Origin of the sequence: Agromyces mediolanus (assembly GCF_023715325.1) — a bacterium.
Taxonomy (GTDB): domain Bacteria; phylum Actinomycetota; class Actinomycetes; order Actinomycetales; family Microbacteriaceae; genus Agromyces; species Agromyces mediolanus_A.
Genome location: NZ_JAMBNX010000001.1, coordinates 300359 through 315922, shown reverse-complemented (window position 1 = coordinate 315922; position 15564 = coordinate 300359). Strand labels below are relative to the sequence as shown.

The 15564-nt window shown below is 72.0% G+C and carries 17 protein-coding genes, 1 tRNA gene and 1 other RNA gene; 10 read left to right on the top strand and 9 right to left on the bottom strand.

Going from position 1 to position 15564, the window contains the following annotated elements; translation table 11 throughout:
- Nucleotides 1-53 precede the first annotated feature (53 nt).
- Genes M3147_RS01550 through M3147_RS01535 form a run of 4 tightly spaced genes read left to right on the top strand, consistent with a single transcriptional unit; the run spans nucleotide 54 to nucleotide 3037 of the window.
- The gene (locus tag M3147_RS01550; protein ID WP_251201739.1) at nucleotides 54-611 is read left to right on the top strand and encodes a SipW-dependent-type signal peptide-containing protein; all 558 of its coding nucleotides are present in this window, start codon (nucleotides 54-56) and stop codon (nucleotides 609-611) included.
- Between the two features lie 7 nt (nucleotides 612-618).
- The gene (locus M3147_RS01545; RefSeq protein ID WP_251201738.1) at nucleotides 619-1239 is read left to right on the top strand and encodes a SipW-dependent-type signal peptide-containing protein; all 621 of its coding nucleotides are present in this window, start codon (nucleotides 619-621) and stop codon (nucleotides 1237-1239) included.
- 44 nt (nucleotides 1240-1283) lie between these two features.
- Nucleotides 1284-2537 carry a hypothetical protein gene (locus M3147_RS01540; RefSeq protein WP_251201737.1) on the top strand — a complete coding sequence of 418 codons (1254 nt, stop codon included), beginning with the start codon at nucleotides 1284-1286 and terminating at the stop codon, nucleotides 2535-2537.
- The gene (locus M3147_RS01535; RefSeq protein ID WP_251201736.1) at nucleotides 2534-3037 is read left to right on the top strand and encodes a hypothetical protein; all 504 of its coding nucleotides are present in this window, start codon (nucleotides 2534-2536) and stop codon (nucleotides 3035-3037) included. Before M3147_RS01540 ends, M3147_RS01535 begins: the two co-directional genes overlap by 4 nt.
- Nucleotides 3038-3041: 4 nt before the next feature.
- On the opposite strand, the gene M3147_RS01530 is transcribed toward M3147_RS01535, so the two are convergent.
- The 4 genes from M3147_RS01530 to pta all read right to left on the bottom strand — a co-directional run bounded on the left by M3147_RS01530 (nucleotide 3042) and on the right by pta (nucleotide 8454).
- On the bottom strand, nucleotides 3042-4364 hold the full coding sequence (locus M3147_RS01530) for an MFS transporter (protein ID WP_251201735.1): 1323 nt from the start codon (nucleotides 4362-4364) through the stop codon (nucleotides 3042-3044).
- Complete coding sequence (locus M3147_RS01525) at nucleotides 4361-4951, bottom strand: ArsR/SmtB family transcription factor (protein WP_251201734.1); 591 nt, start codon at nucleotides 4949-4951, stop codon at nucleotides 4361-4363. The genes M3147_RS01530 and M3147_RS01525 overlap by 4 nt, the downstream gene beginning before the upstream one ends.
- Nucleotides 4952-5047: 96 nt before the next feature.
- Nucleotides 5048-6271 carry an acetate/propionate family kinase gene (locus M3147_RS01520; RefSeq protein WP_251201733.1) on the bottom strand — a complete coding sequence of 408 codons (1224 nt, stop codon included), beginning with the start codon at nucleotides 6269-6271 and terminating at the stop codon, nucleotides 5048-5050.
- Entirely contained in the window at nucleotides 6268-8454 is a 2187-nt protein-coding gene (pta, locus tag M3147_RS01515) for a phosphate acetyltransferase (RefSeq protein WP_251201732.1), read from the bottom strand. Before pta ends, M3147_RS01520 begins: the two co-directional genes overlap by 4 nt.
- 68 nt (nucleotides 8455-8522) lie before the next feature.
- On the opposite strand from pta, the gene ffs reads away from it, so the two are divergent.
- The 3 genes from ffs to M3147_RS01500 all read left to right on the top strand — a co-directional run bounded on the left by ffs (nucleotide 8523) and on the right by M3147_RS01500 (nucleotide 9480).
- Nucleotides 8523-8619, top strand: an RNA gene (gene ffs, locus M3147_RS01510) — signal recognition particle sRNA small type.
- A tRNA-Ser gene (locus M3147_RS01505) sits at nucleotides 8617-8704 on the top strand. The genes ffs and M3147_RS01505 overlap by 3 nt, the downstream gene beginning before the upstream one ends.
- Nucleotides 8705-8805: 101 nt before the next feature.
- Nucleotides 8806-9480 carry a DNA alkylation repair protein gene (locus tag M3147_RS01500; protein WP_251201731.1) on the top strand — a complete coding sequence of 225 codons (675 nt, stop codon included), beginning with the start codon at nucleotides 8806-8808 and terminating at the stop codon, nucleotides 9478-9480.
- A 7-nt stretch (nucleotides 9481-9487) separates the two neighbouring features.
- Here M3147_RS01500 and M3147_RS01495 read toward each other — a convergent pair whose 3' ends face one another.
- The gene (locus tag M3147_RS01495) at nucleotides 9488-9907 is read right to left on the bottom strand and encodes a VOC family protein (protein ID WP_251201730.1); all 420 of its coding nucleotides are present in this window, start codon (nucleotides 9905-9907) and stop codon (nucleotides 9488-9490) included.
- Between the two features lie 72 nt (nucleotides 9908-9979).
- On the opposite strand from M3147_RS01495, the gene M3147_RS01490 reads away from it, so the two are divergent.
- Complete coding sequence (locus M3147_RS01490) at nucleotides 9980-10579, top strand: TetR/AcrR family transcriptional regulator (RefSeq protein WP_251201729.1); 600 nt, start codon at nucleotides 9980-9982, stop codon at nucleotides 10577-10579.
- Nucleotides 10580-10583: 4 nt separating this feature from the next.
- On the opposite strand, the gene M3147_RS01485 is transcribed toward M3147_RS01490, so the two are convergent.
- Nucleotides 10584-11189: a GrpB family protein gene (locus tag M3147_RS01485; protein ID WP_251201728.1), complete on the bottom strand. Its 606-nt coding sequence runs from the start codon at nucleotides 11187-11189 to the stop codon at nucleotides 10584-10586.
- 52 nt (nucleotides 11190-11241) lie between these two features.
- Between M3147_RS01485 and M3147_RS01480 the strand changes: the two genes are divergently transcribed.
- Complete coding sequence (locus M3147_RS01480; RefSeq protein WP_251201727.1) at nucleotides 11242-11679, top strand: GNAT family N-acetyltransferase; 438 nt, start codon at nucleotides 11242-11244, stop codon at nucleotides 11677-11679.
- On the opposite strand, the gene M3147_RS01475 is transcribed toward M3147_RS01480, so the two are convergent.
- Genes M3147_RS01475 through dcuC form a run of 3 tightly spaced genes read right to left on the bottom strand, consistent with a single transcriptional unit; the run spans nucleotide 11668 to nucleotide 14737 of the window.
- A complete protein-coding gene (locus tag M3147_RS01475) occupies nucleotides 11668-12375 on the bottom strand; it encodes a DUF899 domain-containing protein (RefSeq protein WP_251201726.1) in 708 nt (235 codons plus the stop codon). The genes M3147_RS01480 and M3147_RS01475 overlap by 12 nt on opposite strands.
- A gap of 38 nt (nucleotides 12376-12413) precedes the next feature.
- Nucleotides 12414-13322, bottom strand: coding sequence for a nucleoside hydrolase (locus M3147_RS01470; protein ID WP_251201725.1), 909 nt, complete (start codon nucleotides 13320-13322; stop codon nucleotides 12414-12416).
- A gap of 14 nt (nucleotides 13323-13336) precedes the next feature.
- Entirely contained in the window at nucleotides 13337-14737 is a 1401-nt protein-coding gene (dcuC, locus tag M3147_RS01465; RefSeq protein ID WP_251201724.1) for a C4-dicarboxylate transporter DcuC, read from the bottom strand.
- Between the two features lie 487 nt (nucleotides 14738-15224).
- Between dcuC and M3147_RS01460 the strand changes: the two genes are divergently transcribed.
- Nucleotides 15225-15530: a helix-turn-helix domain-containing protein gene (locus M3147_RS01460; protein ID WP_251201723.1), complete on the top strand. Its 306-nt coding sequence runs from the start codon at nucleotides 15225-15227 to the stop codon at nucleotides 15528-15530.
- Nucleotides 15531-15564: the final 34 nt, after the last annotated feature.

Below are 15564 nucleotides of genomic sequence, written 5' to 3'. Positions count from 1 at the left end.
CCCCCCCCCCGGACGGCGCAGACGGGGCGCGGGGGCGCCGGAAGATCATGGCGGTGCTGGCCGGAGGACTCGTCCTCGGCGTCGGCGCGGCGATCACACTCGCCGCATGGACGGACCGGGAGTTCGCGAGCGGTACGTTCGGCTCGGGAGCGTTCTCGCTCGTCGGCAGTCCGGACGGCACCGCGTTCAGCGAGCATCCGAGCGCACCGGGCGCGGCGCTCATCTTCGCGGTCGGTGCCGATCGGCTGACGCCGGACGCGACGGTGTACCACCTGTTCTCGCTGAAACTCGGCGCCGGTTCGAACTACGGCGCCGACCTCACGCTCACCTCGAGCGGGACCGGGACCATCGCACCGAACGTCAGCTACGGCGTCGTCGATGTCGGGACAGGGACGAGCTGCGACGCCACGGCGTTCGCGGCCGGCACCCCGGTCGTCCCGAGCGCGACCCCGGCCACGCTGACGACGCCCGACGGGATCGGCACGCTCGCCTCGCTCGCCGAGCAGCGCAACTACTGCATCGCGGTCACCGCGAGCAGCGCGCTCAGCCAGTCGCAGACGGGCTCGGTCACGTGGGAGTTCCTCGGCACCTCAGCGGCTCCGATCTCGTAGGTCGATCATGCCGCGGCACCGCAGTTGGCGCGGGCCGCACGGCGTCACCCGCCGTCGGCTCCTCGCCGTCCTCGCCTCCGGGCTCGTGCTCGGCGTCGGCGCCACCGCGACCCTGGCCGCGTGGAACGACGCCGAGGTGGGCACCGGCAGCTTCAGCGCGAGCGTCTTCGTCTCCGAGGCGAAGGACACCGCGTCGGCGACGTACGCCCAGACGAGCGACGCCGCACCGGCGACCCTGACCTTCGCCGTGGCCGGCCTCTCGCCGTCCGCGACCGCGACCGCCGGTCTCGACGTGCGCACGACCGCGGCGACCACCGTGGACGGCCAGTCCGTGCTCTCGGCGATCGCGGCCGGCGGCGCGAGCACCCTCACGGCGCAGCTCGACTACAAGGTCGCCGTGCTCGCCGGCACCGGAACGGCGTGCAGCGACAGCTCGATCTACACCGACGGGACGTTCACCGACACCACCGCGAACGTGCCCGCCGGCAAGAGCGCCGCGATCACGAAGGCCGCGGGCAACGTCGTGCGGTACTGCTTCCAGGTGCGGATGAAGCCGACTGCGCCGAGCACGATCCAGGGGCAGAGCGGCACGCTGAAGTGGACGGTCACGACCAGTTCGAACCAGTGATGCGACGACCTCGACGGGGACGGGGCAGAGATGACGGAGACGACGTGAGCGCCGCGCGGGTGGGGCGTGCGGCGGGCGAAGCGGGGCTGTTCCTGCTCGCCGCGGGGGGCGCGGTCTGCATCGCCCTCGTCGTCGCCGCGCTCGCGTTCAACGTGACGATCATGCTGTTCGCGACCGGCTCGATGAGCCCGGCGATCCCGGCCGGTTCAGCGGCAGTCGTCCGGGAGATCCCGGCGGCGGAGGTGCGGCTCGGCGATGTCGTCACCGTCGAGCGCGACGGCCGGCTGCCCGTCACCCACCGCGTGGTCGGCATCGACGCGGCACCGAGCGGCGACGGGGAGCGGCGCTCGCTCACCCTCCGGGGCGATGCGAATCCCGTCGACGATCCGTCGCCGTACGACGTCGCCACCGCTCGGATCGTGCTCTGGTCGGTGCCGGGCGTCGCGGGCGTGATCTCGGCACTCCAGCAGCCGATCGTGCTCGGCGGGCTCACGCTCGGGCTCACGGCGCTCGTGCTCTGGGCGTTCTGGCCGCGCGGCCCGCGAAGTCCGCGACCGCCGCGACCGCCTCGCCGACACGAACGGCGGCCCGACGCCGGAGTCGAGCTCGGCGCGTCCTCCGGAGGTGCGCAGATCGGCCCGATCGGCATCGTCGCCGCGCTCGTGGTCGCGGTCGCCGCCGTGCTCGGCGCCGCCCCCGCGCATGCGGCGCCGACGGAACGGGTGGTGCAGGGCAAGTTCCTGAGGCTGGCGATCGTCGGCGATCCACTCGTCCTCTCGCGGCTCGCCCCCGGGCAGCCGACGACGCTCCTGCTCGGCGCCTCCACGCTCGCCAGGGCGCCGGGCATGATCGCACTCCGGCTCGACGTCTCGGTGACGGAGCCGACCCCGATCCTCTTGCGCGTCGTGGCCTGCGACGGCGCGCCCGCCGCCGGCCGCTGCGCGACCGGTCGCGAGATCCTGCCCGAGCGCCGGCTCGACGCGTCGATCAGCGATCTCGCCCTGGGCGAGGTCTCCGGGCGTCCGGGCGGCTGGCTGCGCTTCGACGTGCGGATACCGGAGCAGGATGCCGAGGCGGGGGCGCGCGCCGAGTGGCGAGTGCAGGCCGACGGCTTCGGCGAGCTGCTCGACACCGGGACGGACGCCGGGCCCGGCACCGCGAGCACGGGCGGCGGGCTGGCCGCGACCGGCGCCGCGCCCGAGACTCGGATGCTCTTGGCCGCGGGCGCCCTCGCCCTCGGGACGGCGCTCACCGCGCTCGCAGCGATCGGTCGTCGACCCCGAAGGCGGCGCACATGAACCGCCGGCCCGGCTCGGCGGCCCGGCTCGTCGTCGGACTCGTCGCGGCCGCGACGCTGACGCTCCTCGCCGTTCCTGTCCGATCGACCGAGGCGGCCTGGAGCGACACCGAGGCCGGCACCGGCACGATCTCAGCGGCGACGCTCCCGGCGCCGACGGCGCTCGCGACCGCCTGCACCGCGTCGAACGTGCTCGGCTCAGCACGGATCTCGATCACCTGGCAGCTGCCGGCGGGCTACGCGATCGGCGAGGCGGTCTACAAGGCCGGCACGAATCCGCTGCTGCTCGAGGTCATCCTGCTCGGCAGCACGCTCACCACCACGGGGCCGAGCGGCGGCTCGTACACCACGACGTACACGGGCGGGCTGCTGAACGCCGCCCTGGGTGGCACCGGCTACCTCTCGGTGTCGGTGCAGCGCGCCGGATGGACCTCGGCCCAGCGTCTCGTGACCGCCAGTCTCCCCGCACTGATCGGAACGGGCACGTGCACCGTCACGTGAGCGCTCAGTCGTCGCCCGCCGCCGCTGCGGCGTTCGCCGCGTGCAGTCCGCCGAACGCCCGCAGGTAGAGCGGGCTGGACGCCAACACGAGGTAGAGCACGGCGCAGCCGGCGACGGTGGTGACGACGCCGAGCTGCTCGGCGGCGAGGCCGCCGAGGAACGCGCCGAGCGGCATGGTCGCGGCGACGCCCGCCGTGGTGACGCCGAAGACCCGTGCACGCATGCCGTCGGGAATCAGCCCGTACATCGCGGTGGCGATCATCGGATTGATCGCTCCGGCCGCGAAGCCGGACACCGCGAGCACGGGCAGCAGCACTGGAGCCGGGGCCTGGAGCGCCATCGCGGCGTACGGGACGGTGCCGGCCAGCATGAAGCACGCGGCGAACAGCACCCGCCCCGACCAGCGATGGCCGACGGCGGCGAACACCGCCGAGCCGAGCAGCGCGCCGCCCGCGAAGCAGCCCACCATGAAGCCGAGCAGCGCGGGGTCGCCGAGCACCTCGGTGGCGTAGAGGGGTTTCAGCACCGTGAGGCCTGCCGCATCGATGGCGTTCGTGAGGGTCACGAGCAGCACGATCGAGCGGAGCAGCGGCGAGTGCGCGACGAAGCGGAGGCCGGCGACGAAGCCTCGGCTGCCGGCCTCGTCCGGTGCCGCGCCCGCTTCGGGCCCGTCCGCCGCGCCGGCCGCACCCGGCCGCAACCCGCGCGGCACGAACAGCAGCACCAGGGCGGCCGAGATAACGAATCCGGCGGCGTCGACGAGCAGCGCCGGCATGGGCCCGAGGAAGGCGATGAGCGCGCCGGCGGTCGCCGCGCCGAGCATCGAGGCGGTTCGCTGCACGGCGGACTGGATGCCGGCGGCCCGGGCGATCGGCATCCTCGCGAGTGCGGCGAGATCTGGGGTCAGCGCGGTCTTCGCGGTGTCGCCGGGAGGGTCGAGCAGGCCGCCGAGGAAGACCAGGGCGAGCAGGGCGCCGAAGTGCAGGCCGACGGTGGCGTGCAGGATCGGGATCGCGAGCACCGTGACCGCGCTGGCGAGGTCGGCGGCGATGCTCGACGCCCGGTAGCCGAAGCGGTCGACGAGGACGCCGCCGAACGCACCGCCGATGACGAGCGGCACGGTCGCGAACACCCCGACCACGCCCGCCGCGAGCGGCGAACCGGTCTGCTGCAACGCGATGATCGGGATCGCGACGAGGGCGATCGCGTTCCCGCCGAGGGAGAAGAGCGCGGCCGCGAACGTCGCGAAGAGCGGGGTCCGCCGCGGCGGCGCCGGGGCGGCGGCCACGAGGGAGCCGAGTGCCTCGGTCTCGCCGCCCGCGCTCACGGCTCGCTCCGCACGAAGGTGTGGGTGATGAACCGCACGGGGCGCGTGCCGTCGCGGCGTTCACGACCACGCCCGCGCCACCGTTCGCGCACGGCGGCGAGCTCGGCGGAGAGCTCGCGGAGCTCGGCGGCCGTGAGGTGGGCGGCGGCATCCGCTGATTCGGATGCTTCGACCCAGTCGGCCTCGAGGGCGGGTTCGGCGGCGAGCGCGTCGAGCAGCTCGCGGTGGTAGCCCTCGAGCACCTGCCGTCGGAACTCGTCGAGGCCGGCGCGTGTCGCCGGATCGTCGCGGAACTCCAGCGGATCCCAGCTGGTGTAGTCGTGCGCGGAACGCCACCACCGCTCACGACGGTCGCGCGCGAGTTCGGGCGCCTCCTCGACGAAGCCGTGCTTGGCGAGGGTCTGCAGGTGGTAGCTGACCGACCCCGGCGCCTCGTCGAGCCGTTCCGAGAGCCTGCCGACCGTCGCGGGCCCGTCGAGGCGGAGCAGGCCGAGCACGCGCATACGGGCGGGGTTCGCGAGGGCGCGCATGCGGCCGAGATCGTGCAGCTCGATGCGGCTCGGCTCGTGCCGGTCGTGGTCGGTCATGTCGCCAGCGTAGTTACACAAGACTCATTGTGCAACATCTCTTGTTGAATTGGCGATGCGAGCGCCGGACCACCGCCTCCTCCGGCCGACGCGGCGTCAGCCGGTGGCCGGCCCCTCGACCACGGCCGCCGTCTGCCGAGCGATCTCGAGCTCTTCGTTCGTCGGCACCACCAGCACCTCGACCCGCGACTCGTCGCCCGAGATGCGCCGCGCCCCGCGCGCGGCCGTGCGATTCCGCTCGGGATCGACGACGACCCCGAAGCCCTCGAGACCCGCGAGGCACCACTCCCGCACGAGCGCCGCGTTCTCGCCCACCCCGGCCGTGAACACGATCGCGTCGACCCGGCCGAGCTGCGCGGCGTACGCCCCGACGTAGGCGCGCACGCGATGCGCATACACCTCGAGCGCGAGCGTGGCCGACTCGTCGCCGCCCTCGGCCGCCGCGACGAGATCGCGCATGTCCGAGTGGCCGCCGAGCCCGAGCACCCCGCTGCGCTGGTTCAGCAGCTGATCGACCTCCGCCACCGAGTACCCGGCGCGGCGCTGCAGGTGCAGCAGCACCGCCGGGTCGAGGTCGCCCGAGCGGGTGCCCATGACGAGCCCCTCCAGCGGGGTCATCCCCATGCTGGTCTCCACCGAGCGTCCACCGGCGACGGCGCAGGCCGACGCCCCGTTGCCGAGGTGCAGCACGATCATGCGCAGCTCCTCGATCGGGCGCTCGAGGAACTCGCCCGCCGCCCGCGAGACGTAGCGGTGCGAGGTGCCGTGGAAGCCGTAGCGCCGGATCCGGTGCTTCGCCGCGACCTCCCGGTCGATGGCATAGCTGTATGCCGCAGGCGGCATGGTCTGATGGAACGCGGTGTCGAACACCGCGACGTGGGGCACGCCGGGGAAGGCGCGCTGCGCAGCCTCGATGCCCGCGAGGTTCGCCGGGTTGTGCAGCGGCGCGAGCGAGGACAACTCGTCGATGTTGATCTTCACGAGCTCGGTGATGACCGTCGGCTCGAAGAAGCGCGCGCCGCCCTGCACCACCCGGTGCCCGACCGCGGCCGGCGGGAACGCCTCGAGCGAGGGGCCGTGGGCGGCGAACCCCTCGAGCATCACCTCGAACGCCGCGAAGTGGTCCGGCACCTCGAAGGCGCCGTCCCAGTTCGTGGCGAACGTCGAGTTCTCCGGCCCGCCGTGGCGGTGCTGGGCGTGCCCCACCCCGTCACCGATCCGCTCCACGATGCCGCTCGCCAGCGTCTCCGAGCGTTCGACGTCGATGAGCTGGTACTTGAACGAGGACGATCCCGTGTTGCAGACGAGCACGACGCTCATCGCGAGCCGCCCTCGGCCGCCTGGATCGCCGTGATGGCGACGGTGTTCACGATGTCCTGCACGGTGGCGCCGCGGGAGAGGTCGTTCACCGGCTTGTTGAGCCCCTGGAGCACCGGGCCGATCGCCACGGCACCGGCCGAGCGCTGCACCGCCTTATAGGTGTTGTTGCCGGTGTTCAGGTCGGGGAAGACGAAGACCGTGGCCCGGCCGGCGACCTCCGAATCCGGCAGCTTCGTACGCGCCACGGCCGCATCGACGGCGGCGTCGTACTGGATCGGTCCCTCCACGGCGAGCGCGGGCTCCCGCAACCGGACGAGCTCGGTCGCCTTGCGCACCTTGTCGACGTCGGCGCCCTCGCCCGACAGACCGGTCGAGTACGAGAGCATGGCCACCCGCGGCTCGATGCCGAATTGCTCCGCCGTGCGAGCGGAGGAGATCGCGATGTCGGCGAGCTGCGCCGCGGTCGGGTCGGGCACGATCGCGCAGTCGCCGTAGACGAGCACCCGGTCGGCGAGCGCCATCAGGAACACGCTCGACACGATGTCGACGTTCGGCCGGGTCTTCACGATCTCGAAGGAGGGCCGGATGGTGTGCGCCGTCGTGTGCGCCGCTCCCGAGACCATCCCGTCGGCCATGCCGAGCTCGACCATCATCGTGCCGAAATAGGAGACGTCCTGCACGCGCTCCCGTGCCTGCTCGAGCGTGACCCCCTTGTGCGCGCGACGACGCTGGTACTCCTCGGCGAAGCGCGTCACGTAGACGAAGTCGTGGTTCGAGAGCACGGTCGCGCGCGCGAGATCGAGGCCGAGCCCGATCGCACGCGAGCGGATCTCGATCTCCTCGCCCAGGATCGTGAGCTCGGCGACCTCGCGGGCGAGCAGCGTCGCCGCGGCGCGGAGGATGCGATCGTCGTATCCCTCCGGGAGCACGATGTGCTTCTTCGCCCGACGGGCTCGCTCGAGCAGCCCGTACTCGAACATGAGCGGGGTCACGACGTCGGTGCGGGCGACGTCGAGGAGCTCGAGCAGCGCCTCCGCGTCGATGTGCTTCTCGAAGAGCGCGAGCGCGGTGTCGCGCTTGCGCTGGGATTCGGCCGCGAGCCGGCCGCGCGTTCGGGTGATCGCGAGGGCCGTCTCGTAGCTCGACATCGGCGTGCGGATGATCGGCAGCCCGGCCTTCAGCCCCTGCACGAGGCGCTCGACCTGCTCGGCGAGGGGGAAGCCCCCGTTCAGCACGATGCCCGAGATCGACGGGAACGCCTGGCTCGAGTGCGCGGTGAGCACGCCGAGCAGGACCTCGCTGCGGTCACCCGGCACGATCACGACCGCGCCCTCGGTCAGCCAGTTGAGCACGTTCTCCATCGACATCGCCGCGATCACGACGCCGAGCGCCTCGCGGTCGAGCAGGTCGGGGTCGCCGACGTACAGCTCGCCGCCGACCGCCTCCATCACGGTGCGCATCGACGGGGCGACGAGGTAGCGGTCCTCGGGGATGGCCCACACCGCGGTCGGCGCCTCGCCGGCGACGGATGCCGCGGGCCGGCCGTGCCGGCCGGGACCGCGCTGCACGGCGGTGCGCACCTCGGCGACGATCGCGTCGAGCTCGGCCGGGTCGGCGCGATTCACGACGATGCCGAGCAGGCTCGCGTGTTCGCGCTCGAGCTCCTCGACGGCGAGCTCGGCGAGCTGGGCGAGCTCGGGCGCGGTTCGCGCCTCGTCGCCCACGGCGTGGTCGGCGTGACCGATGCGCTCGGCGCCCTGGAGCCCGGCGCGGCCGCCGAGCACGAGCAGCACCGGCGCGCCGAGGTTCGCCGCGATGCGCGCGTTGTAGGCGAGCTCCGTCGGGCTCGCGACATCGGTGTAGTCGGAGCCCAGGATGACCACCGTGTCGCAGCGCGCCTCGATCGCCTTGAAGCGCTGCACGATCGTCGCGAGCGCCCCGTCGGGGTCGGCGTGCACGTCGTCGTAACCCACGCCGATCGCGTCGTCGTAGGCGAGGTCGACGACCCCGTCGTGACCGAGCAGCAGTTCGAGCACGTAGTCGCGTTCGGCGGTCGAGCGGGCGACCGGTCGGAACACGCCGACCCGGGTCGCGCGGTGGATGAGCGTGTCGAGGGTCCCGAGCGCGACGGTGGACTTGCCCGTGTTCCCCTCGGCGGAGCAGATGTAGATGCTGTGCGCCACGGACCCAGCCTATTGGTCGAGCCTGGGAGCCGGCGTTCATCCGGAGCCGTTCACTCGGGTAGACTGTCCGAGGCTCCTCACGTGGCGCCATCCAGGCCAACTCCCCCAGGGCGGAAACGCAGCAAGGGTAACCGGGCTCTGGCGGGTGCGTGAGGGGTCTCTGGAGGATTCGCCTAGTGGCCTATGGCGCACGCTTGGAAAGCGTGTTGGGTGAAAGCCCTCGGGGGTTCGAATCCCCCATCCTCCGCCAGACGCAGAACGCCCGCCCGCAACGGCGGGCGTTCTGCATTCCACCCCGCCCGGGCCGACTCCACCCCGCCTAGGCTGGTCGCGAACGAGCGGAGGGCTCCGATGACCGATACCACCGTCGACGAGGTGCTCGCCGAACTGGCCGAGCTCGAGGACCCGCGCATGCGCGAGGTGAACGCCCGGCACGGCGACGACCACGGCGTGAACCTGACGAAGCTCCGCGGCGTCGCCAAGCGGCTGAAGTCCGACCACGAGCTCGCGCTCCGGTTGTGGGCCACCGACGACACGGCGGCGCGCCTCGTCGCCATCCTGATCTCGAAGCCGCGTGCGTTCACCCCGGCGGAGCTCGACGAGATGCTGCGGGAGGCCCGGGCGCCGAAGGTGCACGACTGGCTCGTGAACTACGTCGTGAGGAAGGGTCCGCACGCCGAGGAGCTGCGGAAGGCGTGGCTCGCCGACGCCGACCCCGTCGTCGCGAGCGCGGGTTGGGCGCTCACCGCCGACGCAGTCGCCAAGCGACCCGAGGTGCTCGATCTTCCGGGCCTGCTCGACACGATCGAGGCCGAGATGAAGGACGCCCCCGATCGCCTGCAGTGGGAGATGAACACCTGCCTGGCGACCATCGGCATCCGCCGCCCGGAGCTCCGCGCCCGAGCGCTCGACATCGGCGAGCGCCTCGAGGTGCTGAAGGACTACCCCACCCCGCCGAACTGCACCTCGCCGTACGCACCGATCTGGATCGGGGAGATGGTGCGTCGCGAGCAGCGGGCCGGCTGAGCGCGGCCTAGCCTTCGGCGGCCCCCGACGCATAGGCCGCCAGGAACTCCGCGCTCGGCGGGATCGGCTGGATGACGTCGAGCAGCACGCCGTCGGGCGCAGCCACGATGAAGTGCCGCTGCCCGAAGGCCTCGTCGCGCAGCCCGAGCACGGGCTCGTGGCCCCGCTCCCCCACGAGCCGGGTGTGCAGGGCGTCCACGTCGTCGACCTCGAGGTTCAGCAGCACCCCGGCGGCCGCCGTGCCGAAGCCGGCGGGGATCGTCTCGTGCCCGCGGTCGAGCACCGCGAGCTCCCAGCCGCCCAGTCGGAGGCTCACGTACCAGTCGCTCTCGAACGTCGCCTCGAAGCCGAGCTCCTCCCGGTAGAACCGGACCGCGGCGGCGACGTCGTCGCTCATCAGCACGGGATAGCAGCTTGTGACGGTCATGATGGACTCCTTTACGTACACTGAGAATGTTTGGTCCCCAGTTTTACATACACTCTGCACGTAAAGGAAGCCATGCCCCGAGCCTCCGCCGAAGACGCCGCCCGCACGGCCCGCTCGATCGTCGACACCGCCACCGCCCTGTTCGCCGGATCCGGGTACGCCGCGGTCGCGCTCGAAGACGTCGCCGCGGCCGCCGGCGTTACCCGCGGCGCCGTCTACCACCACTACGGCAACAAGCGCGGACTGTTCACCGCCGTCGTCGCACGCCTGCAGGAGCAGGTCGCGTCGGCGGTGGTCGCGGCGGCCGATCAGGCGGGGCCGGATGCCTCGGCGCAGCTACGGGCGGGCTGCCTCGCCTTCCTCGACGCCGTCACGGATGCCGCGGCGGTCCGCACCCTGCTCGTCGACGCGCCCGCCGTGATCGGCTGGGCCGAGTGGCGGCAGCTCGACGCCGAGCACTCGGTCGTGCACCTGCGGGAGGCGATCGCGGCGACCGGCGTCACCGGCGCGCTGCTCGAGCCGCTCACCGCGATGCTGTCCGGCGCCATGAACGACGCAGCGCTGTGGCTGGCGGAGCATCCCGGCGACGCCGCCGCTCGAGCGGCCGCACATCGGAGCCTCGACCTCCTCGTCGATGCGGCGGTCGCCCGAGCGGGCCGAGCAGACCGCTGACGACTCAGTCGAACAGCCCGGCCGCGCGGAACGCGCGCCGGTAGATCTCCTGGATCACCTCGGCCTTGCGGGCGTTGTACTGCATGATCGTCTCCCCCGCCTCGGTCGCCGCACGCGCCGCACCGGCCTTGACCTCGGCGTAGCGCGCACGGTCCGCGGCGTCGGCACGCAGCCAGTCGCGGAAGACCCGGTGCTTGTACTGCTCGGGGCTCGTCGGGCCGAAGACGTGCAGATTCGCGCGCGGCGAGTCCAGCGCCAGACAGCGGTGCCCGTGCCACCACGGCTCCCGCACCGTGAGCTCGAAACCCGCCGCCTCGAGCGGGGGCAGCCACGCCTCCTCCCGCTCGGGGTCGGCGACCGTGAGGTCGAGGTCGATGACCGGCTTCGCGGGCAGCCCGGGCACCGAGGTCGAGCCGACATGCTCGAGCTGAAGCACCCGCGCGCCGAGCGCCACGCGGATGCGGGCCTCGAGCTCGCCGGCCGTCGCCGGCCAACGCTCGTCGTAGGCCACGACCTCGACCGGCTCGACCCGCTGCGGCCGGACGAACGGCGAACGCCCCTCCGGCACCGGCGGCTCCGTGAAGTCGACGATCTGCTGCGGCGTGGGCACTCCGGCTCCTCTGCTCGGCGAAACGGCGGAGCCACCACCCTACGCTGATCGAATGACCCGGTACGCGTTCTCGAGCTCCACCGACCGCATCGACCGCGCCCGCGTGCATCGCTGGCTCGGCACCCTCGCCTACTGGGCCGAGGGACGCAGTCGGGCGACGCAGGATGCCGCGATCGACGCCTCGCGCAACTACGGGGTCTACGACGAGCAGGCGGGCACCCAGCTCGGCTACGCGCGCGTCGTCACCGACGGCGCCACCTTCGCCTGGCTGTGCGACGTCTTCGTCGACCCGAACGCACGCGGCGCCGGGATCGGCAAGCTGCTCATGAACGGCGTCATCGCCGACCTCGACGCCCTCGGCATCCCCCGCACGATGCTCGCCACCTCCGACGCCCACGGCCTGTACCGCCAGTACGGCTTCGCCGATCTCCCCGAGCCCGCGAAGTACCTGGTGCGGCGAGCCGAAGCGAGGGCCGGGTCAGGCGACTGACCCGGGCTGCTCGTACCGGTCGTGGAGTCGCATCCAGGAGTAGCTCGGGTCCTGCGGCCAGCCGGCCGGGGAGTGCTCCCAGGACTCCTGTCGACCGTAGGGCGTCAGATCGAGCAGGTCGAAGACGAGCATGAACCGCTCCTCGCCACGCGCGTAGGTGGTCCACGAGTGGTAGATGCGCTCCCCGTCGCGGAGGAACACGCTGATCGCCTGCCGTTCCTCGCCGTCGACGGTCGCCCCGAAATCTTCGTTGAAGCTCGTGCCGCCGGAGGAGACCCACGGCAGGTCCCACCCCATCCGCGCGCGGAACGAGGTGAGCATGTCGATCGGCGCGCGCGAGACCATCGCGAACGAGGTTCGCCTGGCGTGCAGATGGGACAGCGGCCCGATGTGGTCGGCCATCATCGAGCAGCCGTCGCAGCCCTCGGCCCAGTCGGCCCCGTACATGAAGTGCTGCACGATGAGCTGGGGACGCCCGTCGAAGAGGTCGAGCAGACGCACCGGCCCGTCCGGGCCGTCGAAGACGTAGTCGCGCTCGATCTCCACGACCGGCATCCGCCGGCGCATCGCGGCGACGGCGTCGTTCATGCGGGTGAGCGCCTTCTCCTGCTGGAGGAGGGTCGCCCGCGCATCCGCCCACTCCTCGCGGTCGACGACGCGCGGCACCGGGAACCTTCTCGTCTCTGACTCGGTCATGCCATGAGTCTGCCCGCGACCGCCGACACGGCGCGACCCTACGAGGCGCGGAGCACCTCGAGGACCCGCCGCATGACCTCCTCGCCCTGCACCGATACCGCGACGCGGGCGTTCGGCTGGGCCAGGGCGGGAACACGGAACTCGCAGAACGTCGCGCCGCGCGAGCGGCTGCCGTGGAGCTCGACCTCGACGCGGGCGTCGGCGAGCTCGACGAGCTCCGGCCACGCCAGATGGGCCGCCGCGGTCGGATCATGCAGCGCCATGGGCCGCGGGGTGCGTCGGTCGAGCATGCGCAGGTAGAAGCCGACGTGGTCGGCCCACAGCTCGGCGTTCGGGGTGCCCGCGCGCCGCAGCGCCGCCTCCTCACCGGGACCGATGGGCACCTGACGGGTGGCGTCGAGCCCGAACATCTCGACGGGGATGCCGGCCCGGAGCACCACGTCGAGCGCCTCCGGATCGGCGAAGGCATTGAACTCTGCGGCCGCGGTGTGGTTGCCGCTCGTGGCCGAGCCGCCCATGAAGACGAACCGCTCCACGGACGCGGCGAGGTCGGGGCGGAGGTTGAACACGATGGCCGGGTTCGTGAGTGGGCCGGTCGCGAGGATCGTGAGCGGGCCGTCCTCGAGCGCGGCCGTGAGCGCCGCGATCGCATCGCGCGGGTCGGCGGTCCGTGCCCGCGGCGGCGGGAAGGGACGGCCGATGGTGCCGAGCGCACCGCCGCCGAGCAGTTCCTCGATTGTCTGCGGCTCCTGCGCCAGCGGTTTCGCCGCGCCCCGGTGCACGGGGGCGGCGATCTCGAATCGCTCGACGACGGCCAGCGTGTTCGCCGTCGTCCGCTCGAGCGTCGTGTTGCCGACCACCGTCGAGATGCCGACGAGTTCGAAGGCGCTCGCCCGGTCGATGACGAGCAGCGCGACGGCGTCGTCGAAGCCGGTGTCGCAGTCCATCCACAGCCGCCGCGTCACGGTCCCACCACGATCCAGGTGAGCAGCATCGAGACGCCGATGCCGACGATCATCGGCACGCTCGTGCGCGCGACGAGCTCCGCGACGGACACTCGAACCGAGCTGCTCACGATGAGCACCACGGCGGCGACGGGAGACATCGCGCGGGCGAGGTTGCCGATGAACTGGATCGGCAGCACGAGGAGGGCGCCGTTCACCCCGGCGGACAGCGCGACCTTCGGCGCGATCTCGACGAGCGAGTAGAACGGCGCGACCCCGCCGGTGAGGAGCGCGAGCAGCAGCATGGCCCCGGAGAAGCCGAGGAAGAGCAGCAGGGCCGCCCCGTCGAGTCCGGCGACGGACTCGGACAGCGCGTCCACGACGCCGATCTGCATGATCGCCTCGACGAGGACGTTCGCCGCGATCACCAGCGCGACGACCACGGCGAAGCCCGTGCCCATGCCGCGGAAGAACACCATGAGGTCCTCGAGCGCCGCCCGCGGACTCCGTCGGCGCAGCGACTCGGCGACGGCCGCGACGCTGAGTGCGATCAACGTCACGGGCACGAGCTCGACGGTGAGATCGAACGGGGTGAACTGCTTCAGCACGAACGGCACGAGCACGAGCAGCAGCGGGAGCACCGGCAGCACCGCGTACCATCTCGGCGCGTCGCGCACCGCCTCGGGCGCCGTCTGCGCCTCGGACTCGGTGGGCAGGCGGCCGAGGTTCTTCGAGCGTGCGATGGCCCGGCGGTCGAGGAAGCGCTGCCAGACGAGGTGCGCGAGCCCCATGGCGACGAGCGTCGGGATCGAGATCGCCGCGTGCATCCCGAACACGTAGTCGTCGAGCGGGATGCCGAGGCGTTCGGCCGCGATGACGTTGTCGGCGCCGAGCGGTGTCGGCATGATCGTCGCCGTCGTGGCGATCACCGCGGCCGCCGTGATCGGGGTGAGCCCGGCACCGACGAGCGCGGGCAGCAGGGTGGCCACGAGCAGCACCGCGAGCGCCGACGCCGAGGGGACGGCGAGCGACATCAAGTTGCCGATCCAGAAGGTGAGCGGAACGAGCAGGTACTTCGCCCGCAGCCGCAGCAACGGCTTCGTCAGCAGCCGGGTGGCGACCTGATTGGCTCCGATGTGCGACATGTAGGCGGAGAATCCGAACAGCACCATGATGACCATGCCGATGCCGGCGGTCGTCTGGGAGAGGATCGCCGCGAGGTAACCGAACTGGTCGAGCCAGGCATTGCCGGTGGCTGCGACCTCGTAGCCGCCCGTGCCGGTGCGCCCGAGCGCCGGCGCGATCATGAGGATGAGCAGGCCACCCGCGAGCAGCGCGACGGTCGCGTTCACCTTCCGGTGGATCAGCGCCCCCACGAGCAGGATTCCGCAGATCGCCAGGAGGTATTCGAGCAGCACGCAGCGCCTTTCGGAGGAATGAGCCGGCATTCCCATACTGGGATACCACGATCACCTTACTGTAGCGCCGGGACTCCGCACCCTCTTCGCGCGTCGAGCAGTCCGGGATTCCATCGGGCTCTCGCCCGCTCGCGCGCCGACGCGCGATCGGTGGACGCAGACCCTGCGCCTGCGCGGCGCGGCGCGGCGATCCGCGGGAGGGACATCCCGGACGACGGTGCCGACCGCCCTCGCCGGGATCGGAACAGCGAAAAGGCTCGAACCCCGGCCGATGTTTCCATCGACCGGGGTTCGAGCCTTCGTATGCTTGGTGGACCTCCGTAGAGAGTTCGAGAACCCCTGCCCGGCCTTGAAAACCGTGGCTTCTCGCAGGTCGCGGGGCGTCTACCGGCGGAACCGGAGGCCGCTGGAGCCGTCTGTGGTGGACGAGCGGGGGCGGATGGTGCGTGCAGTTGGGATGACTCAAACCTTTCTGAGCCCGGGGCAGGTGGATGAGCTGGTGGCCTCGTATGAGTCGGGCGCGACACTCGTGGAGTTGGGCGAGCGGTTCAGCATTCATCGCCGCACCGCGGCGGCGCACCTTGTCCGCCGCTCGGTACCGATACGCCAGCGGGGGCTCGATGAGTGCCATCTCGCCGAAGCGGTCGAGCTGTACGACGAGGGCCTTACGCTAATGGAAGTCGGGCTGCGGTACGGGGTCAGCCAGCAAGCTGTCCGACGCGCGCTGGCCGCAGAGGGCGTCACGATTCGACCGGGTGGTCGGCGCGCAAAAGCCGTCGCATCGAACGTCTGAGCTGCGAGTCCGGCGGTGTCATCCGTTATCCGTG